The sequence below is a fragment of the Flavobacterium sp. RNTU_13 genome (assembly GCF_046614455.1).
GTDB lineage: Bacteria > Bacteroidota > Bacteroidia > Flavobacteriales > Flavobacteriaceae > Flavobacterium.
The window spans coordinates 262,353-276,192 of the sequence record NZ_JBKJHB010000001.1; the positions used below are offsets into that span (position 1 = coordinate 262,353).

Genomic DNA, 13,840 nt, shown 5'->3' on the forward strand with positions numbered 1-13,840 from the left:
AATAAATACGATTTTGTGTAATTACGGCTGCTTACATACGCGGAGGCCTGCCACCACCAGGGCCGCCCGGACCGCCCATCTGGCGTATTTCTTCCATTTTCTTAGCTACCGTTTCTTCGTACTGCGCTTGTGTAACGCGGCTGCCTTTGTTAGGTTTTTTAATCTCGGATTTCTCTTTAGGGTTAAGTACTATCTTACTACACAAAATGGTTGTTTTCCCATCGCTAACCTCTAATATTAACCCGGGAAGCCCCCAGTAGTTAGACGGCCCTGTACTTACCGGAATGTCGGGGGTGTACCATGCCGTTATGGTAGTTTCCTTAGGCATTTCCATGCTGTCCATAAAATTAGTACGGTTATTTGCCTTCTGTTCGTCGGCCTTTTTAGCATCGTCTGTTTTAGTAGCATCCTGCTTTTTAGGGCGTAGGTTCCTAAAATCTGATTTATCTACCGGAACCACCGCAGTAGCTTTGTAACAGGTATAATCGCCTACTTTCTTGGTTTCGGCTTCCATTTTCCATTTAATCTTAGGCAGCGTATCGTCTATAAGGAACTCCTTCCCGAAAACTTCTTTCTCAAACAAAAAGCGTTTTTCTTTTACATCTTTATAATGGATGCCACCACCGCCCATAAAACTGGCCATCATGCGCATGCCACCGTTATCGCCGGGTGCATCAAGCTTTTCTTCTTCTTTATAGGTACTTTCACTGCGGTTAAAAACCAGTACATAGGTTTTTTCGAGCGCTTTTTTCATGCGCTCTTTAAACTGTTTTTCCATTTCAGGGGTTATGTTGCGGTCGCCGCGTGGTAAGTCAGGTACACCTGTTTTAGATTCGTAAGTAGCAACGCCCTGAAACTGCTGCGCCGATGCTACAAAAGTGCTTACAACGGCTATAAGGGTTAAAATTTTTTTCATATTAAAATGAGGATTCAATGTTTACATTCATAAGACTACAAACAAGCCTTTTGGTTACATGGGTTTGCATTGTTTTTACCGCTAATATGATACGTTTTACCTACACTTTACCTAAAAAAGCAAGTGGGCGGCACATTTTAACCAATGAACACTCTGTTACTATCCGCCCTTAGTATTTTTTGTACTTTTACGGCAATAGCTGAGTTTTAAAAAATGATACGATATTTAACGCTGTTAGTACTACTTTTCGCTTCGCTGCATGCTACCGCTCAGGAAGCGTTACTGCCAGTGCGCATTATGGCTACGCCGAAAGCTACCGCACAACGCTTTATAGGCACCGATGCCTTTGGTTGGGAGTACGTAGTTGCCGATAATGAATTCAGGAAAGTAAAGGATGATAAGGCGTACAAATACCGTAATGTAGCACTGGGCGAAATAACCCGTGCCGACTTACAAAACCCGTTGCAAATAGTGCTGTTCTACAAAAAGTTTAATACAGTGGTTTTACTGGATAACCAGCTTAACGAAACGGGCGTTGTTAACTTTAATGAAACTACGCCGCCACTAATGGCCGATGCAGTGGGCCTGGCATCGCAAAACCGCCTGTGGGTGTATGATGTAACCACACAGCAAACCGGATTGTTTGATCTTAAAAAAAGTAGCTACCGCACGCTTACCCCACCAAGTAACAGCGGCTTAACCTGGTACCAAAATGACTACAATTATTTTTATTGGACAGATGCATCGGGCGCGTTTTATACGCTGAACCTTTTTGGTAGTGTTACTTCGGGAGGTACTTTGCCTGGGTTTAATAATGCGCAACTCATAGCGGCAAATACACTGCTGCTACAACAGGGTAATACGCTTGTACAATACAACTTAGCCACACGCAAGGCTACACCGGTATCAATCGTTGAAAAATCGTTTACGGCATTCTATTATAAAGAAGGAATTTTAAGTATTTTTACCAACAGCGAAATTATACAGTACAAACTAAGTTTACCCAGAGAATAAACACTATGCATATAGCTGTAGCAGGCAACATAGGTGCCGGAAAAACAACCCTTACCGGCCTGTTGGCCAAACATTTTAAGTGGGAACCCCACTATGAAGACGTAGTAGACAACCCTTATCTGGATGACTTTTACCACCAGATGGAACGCTGGTCTTTTAACCTTCAAATCTACTTTTTAAACTCGCGTTTCAGCCAGATACTACAGTTTCGCGAAAGCGGCAAAAACATTATCCAGGACCGCACCATATATGAAGACTCTCATATTTTTGCGCCTAACCTGCATGCCATGGGGCTTATGAGCAACCGTGATTTTAGCAACTATAAATCGCTTTTTGAACTTATGGAAGGTTTTGTAGGTGCGCCTGACCTGCTTATATACCTGCGCAGCAGTATACCAAACCTGGTAAAACAAATACATAAACGCGGACGTGATTATGAAAACACCATAAGCATAGAGTACCTTAGCCGCCTTAACGAGCGCTATGAAGCATGGATTCAGGGATACGACAAGGGCCGCCTGCTGATAATAGATGTAGATAATATAGATTTTGTAAGTAACCCTGAAGACCTGGGCGACATTATAAACCGTATTAATGCAGAACTTAACGGTTTGTTTTAATACAACCTTTTACATAGTACTATAAAAAAACAGCGCTTTTGGGCGCTGTTTTTATTTGAACTTGCAACTAAGATTAATTATTTAATGCTGAAAAGGCCTTCAGGCTTGTCAGCTTTGCTGTTAAAGCGCTCAGTACACTCGGCAATAAGCTTTTCAGCATCAGCAAGGTTACCCCAGCCACGCACTTCAACTTTTTTGTTTTCAAGATCTTTATATACCTGGAAGAAGTGTTCTACCTCTTTCTTAAAATGCTCATTTACATCGCTAAGGTCGTTCATCTTACAAGCAATTGGGTCAGACACTGGTACACAGATGATTTTTTCATCATCGCCTTTGTCATCTGCCATATAAAACACACCTATAGGCTTAACCTCAGCTACACAACCAGGGAAAGTAGGCTCAGTAAACCACACAAGCACGTCTAGCGGATCGCCGTCAAGGGCAAGGGTTTCCGGTATAAAACCGTAATCAGCCGGATACATCATTGAAGAGTAAAGCATCCTGTCAAAACGGATCCTTTTCATATCAAAATCATACTCATATTTGTTCCTGCTACCCCTAGGTATCTCAATAAGAACGTCGAATGTTTTTGTTGCTGACATTGTTTTTTCTGTTTTTTTATTACGCGGGGCAAAAATACTATAAAAAAAGTATTAACAAATGTGATTTGGTAAAAATTACGCAGGAAATTAACCTCTTTACATCCTGATAACACAAATTTAGACAGTAAGTTACATTACCACACACCCATCCGCGCGGATAAAACCTGTTTTGTAAGTTTGCCTGTTAAAAATAGAATCCAAACGAGCCTTTGATTACAAACTTATTAGCATCGGGCAGGGTTAAGTAATTACCCCTCCATGCAAAGTCTATACGGAACACCTTAAATATATTTCCTATACCCGCATGATACTCCCAGTATACATCTTCGGGTGCGCGGTATATAACGTTGCTGGCATTAAGGGCACGGTTAGCATCGGTAATGGTACCGTAAACACCTTTAATACCCACAATCTCCCGCAGGTTAAGGTCGCGAATGCCCGGTATGCGACTAAACAGACGTCCGTTAAAATTATGCTCTAAGTGAAGGGAAACATATTCGTCTGCCAGAAACTCATAATAGTTAAGCAGGTTATATGTGTTTTCTATGCTAAACCAGCTTTGGTTACCCGGAATTACGCCCATAAGCCCAAGCGGCACCGTACCAAAAATTTTACCTGCTTCAAACGTGGTAAACAACCTGCCGAATCCACCAACCAATATTGGCTGACGGTAGTAAAACTGCAGTTTATCATAATTAAAGTCGCTTTTTGTAGCGCCGTTAATACCATGGGTATAATTAAGGAACAGGCGCGCGTAGTTAAAATCTACATCGCTGCGCTCCACGCCGTAACCTATGGTACGCCTGCCTGGGGTATAGTCGGCCAGGAAGCCATATTCGTACTGCTGAATATGCCCTACGCTGCCTTTAGAATGATCATTAGGATCGCGCCAGTAATCCAGCTGAAACGCTGTAGGATCTGCGCTGCGAAGGGTACGGTAGTTAACATTACCCTTCAGTACAAAATTTTTAAACGGCTCTATCTCGGCGCTAAACGTAGTAAAGTTAACCGATGTAAGTTTGTTGTTGTTACCACTTGAAAATAATGATGACGACGCAAAGCTACGCCCCAGTACATCGTTAGTAGCTGTAAGGCTTACCCCTATTTGCTCTATATCGCGGCGGTTACCGGCATGCAATATTATACGGTTACGCTTATCTACCATCCATTTACCGCTTATGCCGTATTTAAACTTATCGTCTTTAAAACCGTAAGCGGTATAGCCTTCCAGCCTCCAGGGGTCGTTAGGACCAAAGTAAGTACGCCCACCGGTACGCAGCCTCCAGCCTTCCACGCTGTTAAAACCAAAGGTAGAAAATATGGGACCGTAGTCAAACTTACCCATTTGGTAATACCCGCTGCCCAGTGTGGCCACCAGGTCGTACATATGCTTAAACTTCGGTATAGTTTTAAGCGTGTCCAGCATTTTGTACACCCCTTTTTCGTCTTTATTTAACGATTCAAAGCGGTTTTCTTCCCAGAACTCATCGCTCTTGTAGTTTATAGAGTCGTTGTAGGCGTTAACCTCTTTGTTATAAAATTCGCTTTCCAGCTCTTTATTAAATACGTAATCGCGGTACAGTGTAGTACGCTTACCATAAACTCCTTTCGACTCGTCCTTTTTACGCAGGGCAAAGTCGCTCATCATATGATCGCGCTTCAGGAGGAAAACAGAGTCGTTAAGCACATCAAACTCCTGTTCTATGTAAATATCTTTTACCCAGTTAATATTAGCTCCACGACTGGCGCTCATGGCTATTTTTTTAATGGCAAAAGTGGTATCGTTTACCCAAAAGTTACCTTTAAAGGTAAGCTCACCCTTACGGCGCGGGTAAAACACTATATTATAACAATACTTATTATCTACTACCGCAGTATCGGCCAGCACATAGTTGTACACATTAATACCGGTGCGAGATAATGGGCTTACAAAGTCCTTGTCAAAAAACTTAAGATAGTTGTTGTAAATGTCGTATTCGGCATATAGGTCTTTAATAAATGCGGTGATTTGCTGGTTACCGCTAAAGCCCGAGTTACGCGCTGCAAGCGGTATCTCTTTTTTACGACCCAACTTGTTATCTCCATATACTTTACTCAGCGCTTCGTTTATAAATATAGGCAGGTAACTTTTACCCGTAACACTGCTTGTATCTACATGCTGAAATATAAACTCCATGCCCTTAAACACCTTGCTCTTGGTCATGGCGCTGTCTATATTATTCAGGTCAAACTCTACTTTTTCATATTTATCATACTGGTATTGCTTAAACATGTGCAGCCCGTTTTTACGGCGCCTGCTCCATATTTTACGCAGTATATCTATGGCTGGGTTATTTTTCTTAGATGTTTTACCGGCATAAAGCTTTACCTCAGCAAGTTCTGTAGCATCAGAGAGTTTTATTTTAAGATTATAGGTAACCGCTGCAGTTAGGTGCACCTGTTTAGATGCAAAGCCTACAAAAGACACGAGCAGTTCGGTATAAGGATTAACCGACTCCAGGTAAAACTTACCGTTTTCGTCGGTAATAACACCTTCGTTAGTCCCTTTAAAATACACATTTACATAAGGCAGGGGTTGGTCTGCGTTATCTACAATGGTTCCGCTTACTTTGGTTTGTGCCAAAGCAGCCGCGCAAAATATAATAAAACACCCTAGGGCAAACAGTAACTTTCTTTTCATACTGGGTTAAAACAAAAAACCTCATCATTTATTATGATGAGGTTCAAATATAGGGTAATAATTTGAAAACTATCGGATTTAAAAATCTCAAAATGCCGTTAAATACACCACCTTACAGATTTCTCAATCAAGGAATCAACAAATTAACAAATTCTCTATTTGTACATTACTTTTTTCACCGCTTTTACTACATCACCGGCGTTTGGTAACCATTCTTTAAGCAATACCGGAGAGTATGGCGCAGGAGTATCGGCAGTAGTAATACGCTGTATAGGCGCATCAAGATAATCAAAAGCACGTTCCTGTACAATGTAAGTAATCTCTGAAGCTACAGAACCAAACGGCCATGCTTCCTCAAGGATAACAAGCCTGTTTGTTTTCTTAACCGACTCCAGTATTGTAGCATGGTCCATAGGACGCACCGTACGAAGATCTATAATTTCTACGCTGATGTTTTCTTTTGCAAGTTCATCTGCAGCTATAAAGGCCTCTTTAAGTATTTTACCAAAAGATACAATAGTTACATCTGTACCTTCACGTTTTACATCGGCTACGCCAAGCGGAATGGTGTATTCACCTTCAGGCACCTCACCTTTATCGCCATACATTTGCTCAGACTCCATAAATATTACAGGGTCGTTATCACGAATTGCCGATTTAAGAAGGCCTTTAGCGTCGTATACGTTTGAAGGAACTACCACTTTAAGACCCGGAGTATTAGCATACCAGTTTTCAAAAGCCTGGCTGTGTGTAGCGGCAAGCTGACCGGCAGAAGCCGTAGGGCCACGGAACACTATAGGGCAGTTAAACTGGCCGGCACTCATTTGGCGTATTTTGGCAGCATTATTTATAATCTGGTCAATACCAACAAGAGCGAAGTTAAATGTCATGAATTCAACAATAGGCCTGTTACCGTTCATGGCACTACCTACTGCTATACCGGCAAATCCAAGCTCGGCAATCGGCGTGTCTATAACCCTTTTAGGGCCAAACTCGTCAAGCATACCTTTAGAAGCTTTGTACGCTCCGTTGTATTCGGCAACTTCCTCACCCATTAGGTAGATGGCCTCGTCGCGGCGCATTTCCTCGCTCATCGCCTCAGCAATTGCCTCCCTGAATTGTATTGTTCTCATGTAAAAATTTTTCGCGTGTGTTAAATGAAACGCAAAAATAAAGATTTAAAATTATTTTCAGCTATTTTTCACACGTAATAATACTATTAAAAAGTACCTTAGCCCTGCTAACTGCCTCTAAAAAAACACTGCCTTGGCTACGAAAACCTTTTCGCGTTTTTTACTGATATACTGCATTGTGCTTTTTAACAGCACCTGCATTGCACAAAACATCTATGCCGAGTATGTAACGGTTTATAAAGCCATACAGATTAATGAACACCAAAACAACACACTTACCTCATCAAAAGCCTACAACGTAAAGGTGCCTCCATTTCTATATGCATACAGCTACGCAAACCAAAAATCATACTTTACCCTTATAAAAGGCCCGGGTAAAACCACCGCAACTATAATAACCGAAAATGACCCTCAGCCCATAAAAGACGTTATAGATTTTCCATCAAAAGAATGCATTTATAAAGACCTGCAAAAACGCACCATGTATGTTACCACTACAGACAGTAAGGGCAGCCATGCACAACAGGAAACACTAAACAAGTATGCGTGGAAAATCAATAAAGAGCGCCAGACTATTTTAGGCTACACCTGCTTCAAAGCTACCTGCGTATATAACGAGGTAACCATAACCGCTTGGTTTACAAAACAAATCAAAGTGCCCGATGGCCCACTGAAATACCACGGGCTGCCCGGGCTTATACTAAAAGTTACTACAGGCCCTTACTACGAAACTACAGCAGCCTGCATAGAGGTACACCAAAAATGAGAAAAAAGACGTATTTTAATTTGAACCTCACTTAACAGATCACTGAATTTAATAAACAAAAAATAACAGAACCCTGAAAAACTACACAGATTTTAAATCAATATCATTTTTTATATGGAATTTTCGCTAAAATGATATTTAATATGCATGCATAGTTTTTTATTCGGATATTTTTCTTAACTTCGTGTTAAGCAAAAATTTCAAACGTTATAATTCCAATACATAATGAAAATATTAGTTTGCATCAGCCACGTGCCTGATACTACTGCAAAAATCAACTTTACAAACGGCGACAGCGAGTTTGACACTGCCGGTGTTCAGTTTGTAATAAACCCTAACGACGAGTTTGGCCTTACACGTGCCATTTGGTTTAAAGAACAAGCGGGTGCTAATGTAACCGTGGTAAATGTGGGTGGTGCAGACGCCGAAGCCACACTGCGTAAAGCACTTGCCATAGGTGCTGACGAGGCCATTCGTGTAAACGCAGCCCCTACAGATGGTTTCTTTGTTGCAAAACAACTTGCAGAAGTAGTAAAAAACGGCGGATACGACCTTGTAATTGCCGGAAAAGAGTCGCTGGACTATAACGGCGGCATGGTACCGGGCATGCTTGCCGGGCTACTGGGTTACGATTTTGTAAACGGATGTATTAACCTTGAAGTAACAGGTAGCGATGTTAAAGCGGTACGCGAAATAGACGGCGGTAAAGAAACCCTTAGCGCCAAGCTTCCGCTTGTAATAGCCGGACAAAAAGGACTTGTGGAAGAAAAAGACCTGAAAATACCTAACATGCGCGGTATTATGGCAGCCCGTACAAAAGCCCTTACCATACTTGAGCCGGTAGGCGCTGACGCTAAAACAAAAGCTGTGAAGTTTGAAAAACCTGCGCCTAAATCAGCCGTGAAGCTGATAAGCCCTGACAACCTTGATGAGCTTGTAAACTTACTTCACACCGAGGCGAAGGTTATTTAATGTAACAATTATTCAATGAGGTAATGTAGCAATTTACATTGCGAAAGCAAAATTGGTACATCGATACATTAAACCATTAAAAAATTAGAAAAATGTCAATACTTATATATGCCGAATCGGCAGAAGGAAAATTTAAAAAGACAGCGTTTGAGCTTGCTTCTTACGCTAAAAAAATAGCCGGAGAAACTGGCACGACTGTCACTGCAATTACCATCAACGCAGATGACAGCCAGGCGCTTGCAAAATATGGCGTAGACAAGGTACTTAAAGTAACTTCAGATAAACTAAAAGCATTTAACGCAAAAGCCTATGCCGATGCGGTAAAGCAGGCAGCACAAAAAGAAAGTGCTAAAATTGTACTTTTCTCAAGCAACACAGACAGCCTTTATGTAGGACCGCTTGTAGCCGTAGGCCTTGATGCGGGTTACGCCAGCAACGTGGTAGCACTACCTGCAAGCCTGTCGCCATTCCAGGTTAAGAGAAACGCTTTTTCTAACAAGGCGTTTAACGTTACCGAAATTAGCACTGATGTGAAAGTATTGGCTGTAGCCAAAAACTCTTTCGGCTTAGTAGAGTCACCTGCTTCGTTAACAGAAGAGGCGTTTGAACCTTCATTAAACGATGCCGACTTTACTGTAAAAGTAGAATCTTCAGAGAAGGTAAGCGGTAAAGTAACCATAGCTGATGCTGAGATTGTGGTATCTGGCGGACGCGGACTTAAAGGCCCTGAAAACTGGGGATTAATAGAAGACCTTGCTGCGGCACTTGGTGCGGCGACTGCGTGTTCTAAACCGGTATCAGACCTTGGTTGGAGGCCTCACAGTGAGCACGTTGGCCAAACCGGTAAGCCGGTAGCCAGCAACCTGTACATTGCAGTAGGTATTTCGGGCGCTATACAACACATTGCAGGTATTAACTCAAGCAAGGTAAAAGTGGTTATAAATGCAGACCCGGAAGCGCCTTTCTTTAAAGTAGCAGATTACGGTGTAGTGGGCGATGCGTTTGACATTGTACCTAAGCTAACCGAAAAAATAAAAGCTTTCAAGGCACAAAACTCATAATTTTATTTTAACTTGTGCCCCTAAATGGGCTATCAGGTACAGGATAGTTATTATCTTTGCCCGATAGCCTATTTTTTGTTTAAAAAACCAAGATGAGCTTAGTAAAACTGACGATTAAGGGCATTTCGTACAGCCAAACGCAAAACGGCGCATACGCCCTGATATTAAATGAAGTAGACGGTGAACGCAAATTACCTATTGTTATTGGTGCTTTTGAAGCCCAGTCTATTGCTATTGCCCTTGAAAAAGAAATAAAACCCCCAAGGCCCCTTACCCACGACTTGTTTAAAAACTTTGCAGACCGTTTTGACATAGTGGTGAAGCAGGTTATTATTCACAAACTGGTAGATGGTGTGTTTTTTAGCAGTATCATTTGCGAACGCGATGGTATCGAAGAAATTATAGATGCACGTACGAGTGATGCCATAGCACTGGCATTACGGTTCAGCGCGCCTATTTTTACCTATAAAAACATACTGGACAAGGCAGGCATTTACCTAAAAATAAATCCCGAACCCGGAGAAGAGCATCATGATGATGTACTAAGCACACCGGAAACCTTTGGTGCAGCAGAAAACCCTGCCCCTACCGATAGCCTTTCGCAATACAGCGTACAGGAACTGTATGAACAGCTGGATGCTGCCGTGCAAAACGAAGATTATGAAAAAGCGGCTAAAATCCGCGACGAAATATCGAAAAGAGAAAGTTAATCAATGTGAAAATGTAGCAATGTAACAATGAGTATACTTTCAGCAAACAATATACAAACAGCTTTCGGGCTGTTTTTTTTTGCTTTGTGAATAACCCGTGATAACCTCTTTTTCGCATAGTCTAAAATTTATATATTTTTGCATCATAGTTGTTCTGACGATAAACCCGAATAACCAAATAACCCCATTAACGAATAACCTACAAATGAAACAATACCACGACCTTGTGAAGCATGTAATGGAAACCGGTCACCAGAAAGGCGACCGAACCGGAACCGGAACCATAAGCGTTTTTGGCTACCAGATGCGTTTTGACCTAAGTGAAGGTTTTCCGCTGGTTACCACAAAAAAACTTCACCTGAAGTCGATTATATACGAATTGTTGTGGTTTCTTAAAGGCGACACCAACATTAATTACCTTAATGAAAACGGTGTACGTATTTGGGACGAATGGGCCGATGAAAATGGCAACCTGGGTCCCGTATACGGTGCACAGTGGCGTAACTGGAACGGGCAGGATATTGACCAGATTACCGAACTTATAGATACCCTTAAAAACAACCCAAACAGTCGCCGTATGCTGGTTACCGCATGGAACCCTGGGGTATTGCCGGAAAATGGAAAATCGTTTGGGGAGAATGTTGCCAACGGTAAGGTGGCACTGCCTCCGTGCCACGCGTTTTTCCAGTTTTATGTAGCAAACGGAAAACTGAGCTGCCAACTGTACCAGCGCAGCGCCGATATTTTCCTTGGAGTACCGTTTAACATTGCCTCGTATGCCCTGCTAACCATGATGATTGCACAGGTATGCGGACTTGAAGCAGGTGAATTTATACACACCTTTGGCGATGCACACATTTACAATAACCACATAGAGCAACTGCAACTGCAGCTTACACGCGAGCCGCGACCACTACCTAAAATGGTATTGAACCCTGAAATTAAAAACATCTTTGATTTTACATTTGAAGACTTTACCCTGGTGGGCTACGACCCGCATCCGCACATTAAGGGTGCGGTAGCTGTGTAAGCAGGTTTACCATTTCTATAACATTTTAATTTAGTATTTTTCCTATCTTTAATGACACGATTTTAAGAAAATGGAAAAAACGCAACACGAATTATACGAGTATGCGCGTAAACGCGTAAAGCAGAAAAAACTGGTTTATCTGCATTTTGTGCTGTTTTTTGTGGGCAGTATATTTCTGTATATTATAAACCGCTGGCTGGAAGTATACCCAGAGTACAACTGGTACCTGTGGGGCATAACAGCGTGGGCTTTTGTATTTATACTACATTTTATTAAAATATTTGTTACCGAAACCTTTATAAACAAAACCTGGGAGCGGGAGCAAATAGAAAAACTGGTAGCCCGGCAGCAACGCCGTATAGAAGAACTGCAAAAAAAACTGGATAACGACACTAACACCCCTACCCTGTAATGATTCTTACCCTTATAGCTGCCGCCGCAGAAAATAATGCCCTGGGCAAAGACAACCAGCTGGTTTGGCATCTGCCCGACGATTTTAAGCGTTTTAAAAAGCTTACATCCGGGCACTACATTATCATGGGCCGAAAAACGCTTGAAAGCATGAACGGGCCTTTGCCTAACCGCACCAATATAGTTATTACAAGACAGGAAGATTATACCTACCCGGGCTGTACGGTTGTAAACAGCCTGGAGGAAGCCTTGGCTGAATGCCCGCAGCACGAAGAGGTTTTTGTAATAGGCGGTGGCGAAATTTATAAACAGAGCATTGAAAAAGCGGATAAAATTGAGCTTACACGTGTACATACCACGGTAGAAGCAGATGCTTTTTTCCCAGAGATTAATACAGAAGAATGGTCTCTTACTGAAAGTATACAACATGATAAAGACGAAAAGCACAAGTTTGATTTTGTGTTTGAAACGTGGGTGAGGAAGTAAAACAAACCATGAGTGTAGAAATAAATGTTTATTGTAAGTCAATCTCTGACAACGTGATACCTTCACTTATAAAAAGGTTAAATAGTTTTGACATGGACGTAGAAATCCATCCGAATTTTTCTTTCAACAATCATTCTGGATTTTTACCATTTAAGTTTACATTTAATGAACACCAATTCAATTTTTTAAAGAACAAACAATTACTTAGTGGCTTCGAACTATACATAAACGATTTTGAATTAACAAAGGAGACAAGCACCTTAATAAATCCTAACTTCTTCCAAAAACTCATTGGCAAACGGAAAGACAACCGCTACTTTGAATCGAAACAAATCGACGCAATTTTAAAAAACTGTCATAAACAGATTAGCTTCAACTTTAATTCCTCAACAGATAGTTTTGAAGCAAGATTTGCTATCCTAACAAGCGCTATAATTACTGAACTTACGGATGGACTCTATAATTACCCCGCAGATAACATATGGTGTACAGCCAATGATCTTGTAGAAAAATCGTATGAAGAAGTTAGAGAATTCGAAAACACATTGATTGAAGAAAACATTACATTTCATGAATTCAAAGAATGGGTAAGCTAAATACCACTATAAACATTTTAAATTAAAAACGCTTTCCTGCTCTGCTCATAATCGCTAAATTGCTGTATAGAAAATTTAGAAAATGCCACACTATAAAGCCCTGTTCCGCATACCCGGAGATAAAGAATTAGAAGCGCACCATGGCTACGTGCCCGATGCTTTTTTTACCGCTGCACAAAACACTACGACTAACGATATTGTAATGATGTACGAAGGTGGTTTTGTACTGACCAGCGCCCTACATGAAAAGCTGAACATACCCGAAAAATTTACGAGCTACGCCTCTGTAGGTGCAGATACTGCCGAAGGTACTCAGGACAGTGAATCATTCCGCAACGCACTTCTAATGCAGCTAAAACAGGCTAACCATGCCCGCCCGCTTGAAACGCATTTTCACTACCAGGTTTTTGCCATGGAATATATAGACCCGTCGTTTGATGATGATTAAATATTAAAAGAAGAAAAATTTCCATTTTCAATAAATAGTTTTAGCTCTTTGACTAATAAATGAGAGGGATCTACAGTCAATCTCTCAGCTTTCTTATTAATCAACGAATCCCAAACAACAGGTGTTTTTTTATTATCGTTTATCCAATAAGAAAAATTGGGACCGATACAGACATCAGAAAAAAATTCTATCCCATGAAATACACCATTAATGTAGGCTGAAAGTTCAGCATACGTATATGTATTTCTTGAAAACACCATGCCAGGACGATATTCTACACACCAAACTATATCGGCAAGCCGTTTTTTTATTTCTTCAATCTCAATCATACATAAAATTCATAAAAAATCCCTGAAACTATACAGCTGCAGGGATTATTAGTCTTTATAGATATT

At 41.2% G+C, this 13,840-nt stretch carries 16 protein-coding genes; 11 read left to right on the forward strand and 5 right to left on the reverse strand.

Annotated elements, in window-relative coordinates; genetic code table 11:
- Positions 1-31: 31 nt before the first annotated feature.
- Entirely contained in the window at positions 32-916 is an 885-nt protein-coding gene (locus ACLI08_RS01150; RefSeq protein ID WP_411426620.1) for a GLPGLI family protein, read from the reverse strand.
- Between the two features lie 213 nt (positions 917-1,129).
- Between ACLI08_RS01150 and ACLI08_RS01155 the strand changes: the two genes are divergently transcribed.
- The gene (locus tag ACLI08_RS01155; RefSeq protein ID WP_411427381.1) at positions 1,130-1,930 is read left to right on the forward strand and encodes a hypothetical protein; all 801 of its coding nucleotides are present in this window, start codon (positions 1,130-1,132) and stop codon (positions 1,928-1,930) included.
- 5 nt (positions 1,931-1,935) lie between these two features.
- Complete coding sequence (locus ACLI08_RS01160; protein ID WP_411426621.1) at positions 1,936-2,550, forward strand: deoxynucleoside kinase; 615 nt, start codon at positions 1,936-1,938, stop codon at positions 2,548-2,550.
- 77 nt (positions 2,551-2,627) lie between these two features.
- Here ACLI08_RS01160 and ACLI08_RS01165 read toward each other — a convergent pair whose 3' ends face one another.
- The 3 genes from ACLI08_RS01165 to ACLI08_RS01175 all read right to left on the reverse strand — a co-directional run bounded on the left by ACLI08_RS01165 (position 2,628) and on the right by ACLI08_RS01175 (position 6,965).
- A complete protein-coding gene (locus ACLI08_RS01165) occupies positions 2,628-3,152 on the reverse strand; it encodes an inorganic diphosphatase (RefSeq protein WP_411426622.1) in 525 nt (174 codons plus the stop codon).
- A gap of 184 nt (positions 3,153-3,336) precedes the next feature.
- On the reverse strand, positions 3,337-5,832 hold the full coding sequence (locus tag ACLI08_RS01170; RefSeq protein WP_411426623.1) for a DUF5686 family protein: 2,496 nt from the start codon (positions 5,830-5,832) through the stop codon (positions 3,337-3,339).
- A gap of 155 nt (positions 5,833-5,987) precedes the next feature.
- Positions 5,988-6,965 (reverse strand): pyruvate dehydrogenase complex E1 component subunit beta, encoded by a 978-nt coding sequence (locus tag ACLI08_RS01175; protein ID WP_411426624.1) that lies wholly within the window; start codon positions 6,963-6,965, stop codon positions 5,988-5,990.
- Between the two features lie 133 nt (positions 6,966-7,098).
- Here ACLI08_RS01175 and ACLI08_RS01180 point away from each other — a divergent pair, with 133 nt between their 5' ends.
- The 9 genes from ACLI08_RS01180 to ACLI08_RS01220 all read left to right on the forward strand — a co-directional run bounded on the left by ACLI08_RS01180 (position 7,099) and on the right by ACLI08_RS01220 (position 13,445).
- Positions 7,099-7,731 (forward strand): GLPGLI family protein, encoded by a 633-nt coding sequence (locus ACLI08_RS01180; RefSeq protein WP_411426625.1) that lies wholly within the window; start codon positions 7,099-7,101, stop codon positions 7,729-7,731.
- Between the two features lie 225 nt (positions 7,732-7,956).
- On the forward strand, positions 7,957-8,703 hold the full coding sequence (locus ACLI08_RS01185; RefSeq protein WP_411426626.1) for an electron transfer flavoprotein subunit beta/FixA family protein: 747 nt from the start codon (positions 7,957-7,959) through the stop codon (positions 8,701-8,703).
- A 92-nt stretch (positions 8,704-8,795) separates the two neighbouring features.
- Positions 8,796-9,764, forward strand: a complete 969-nt coding sequence (locus ACLI08_RS01190) for an electron transfer flavoprotein subunit alpha/FixB family protein (protein ID WP_411426627.1) — start codon at positions 8,796-8,798, stop codon at positions 9,762-9,764.
- A gap of 92 nt (positions 9,765-9,856) precedes the next feature.
- Positions 9,857-10,474, forward strand: a complete 618-nt coding sequence (locus ACLI08_RS01195; protein WP_411426628.1) for a bifunctional nuclease domain-containing protein — start codon at positions 9,857-9,859, stop codon at positions 10,472-10,474.
- A gap of 205 nt (positions 10,475-10,679) precedes the next feature.
- Positions 10,680-11,504 (forward strand): thymidylate synthase, encoded by an 825-nt coding sequence (locus ACLI08_RS01200; RefSeq protein WP_411426629.1) that lies wholly within the window; start codon positions 10,680-10,682, stop codon positions 11,502-11,504.
- Between the two features lie 70 nt (positions 11,505-11,574).
- Complete coding sequence (locus ACLI08_RS01205; protein WP_411426630.1) at positions 11,575-11,916, forward strand: 2TM domain-containing protein; 342 nt, start codon at positions 11,575-11,577, stop codon at positions 11,914-11,916.
- A 2-nt stretch (positions 11,917-11,918) separates the two neighbouring features.
- Entirely contained in the window at positions 11,919-12,401 is a 483-nt protein-coding gene (locus tag ACLI08_RS01210) for a dihydrofolate reductase (protein WP_411427368.1), read from the forward strand.
- A 92-nt stretch (positions 12,402-12,493) separates the two neighbouring features.
- Positions 12,494-12,997: a hypothetical protein gene (locus ACLI08_RS01215; RefSeq protein ID WP_411426631.1), complete on the forward strand. Its 504-nt coding sequence runs from the start codon at positions 12,494-12,496 to the stop codon at positions 12,995-12,997.
- 82 nt (positions 12,998-13,079) lie between these two features.
- Entirely contained in the window at positions 13,080-13,445 is a 366-nt protein-coding gene (locus ACLI08_RS01220; protein WP_411426632.1) for a hypothetical protein, read from the forward strand.
- On the opposite strand, the gene ACLI08_RS01225 is transcribed toward ACLI08_RS01220, so the two are convergent.
- Entirely contained in the window at positions 13,442-13,774 is a 333-nt protein-coding gene (locus ACLI08_RS01225) for a hypothetical protein (protein WP_411426633.1), read from the reverse strand. The genes ACLI08_RS01220 and ACLI08_RS01225 overlap by 4 nt on opposite strands.
- Positions 13,775-13,840 lie beyond the last annotated feature (66 nt).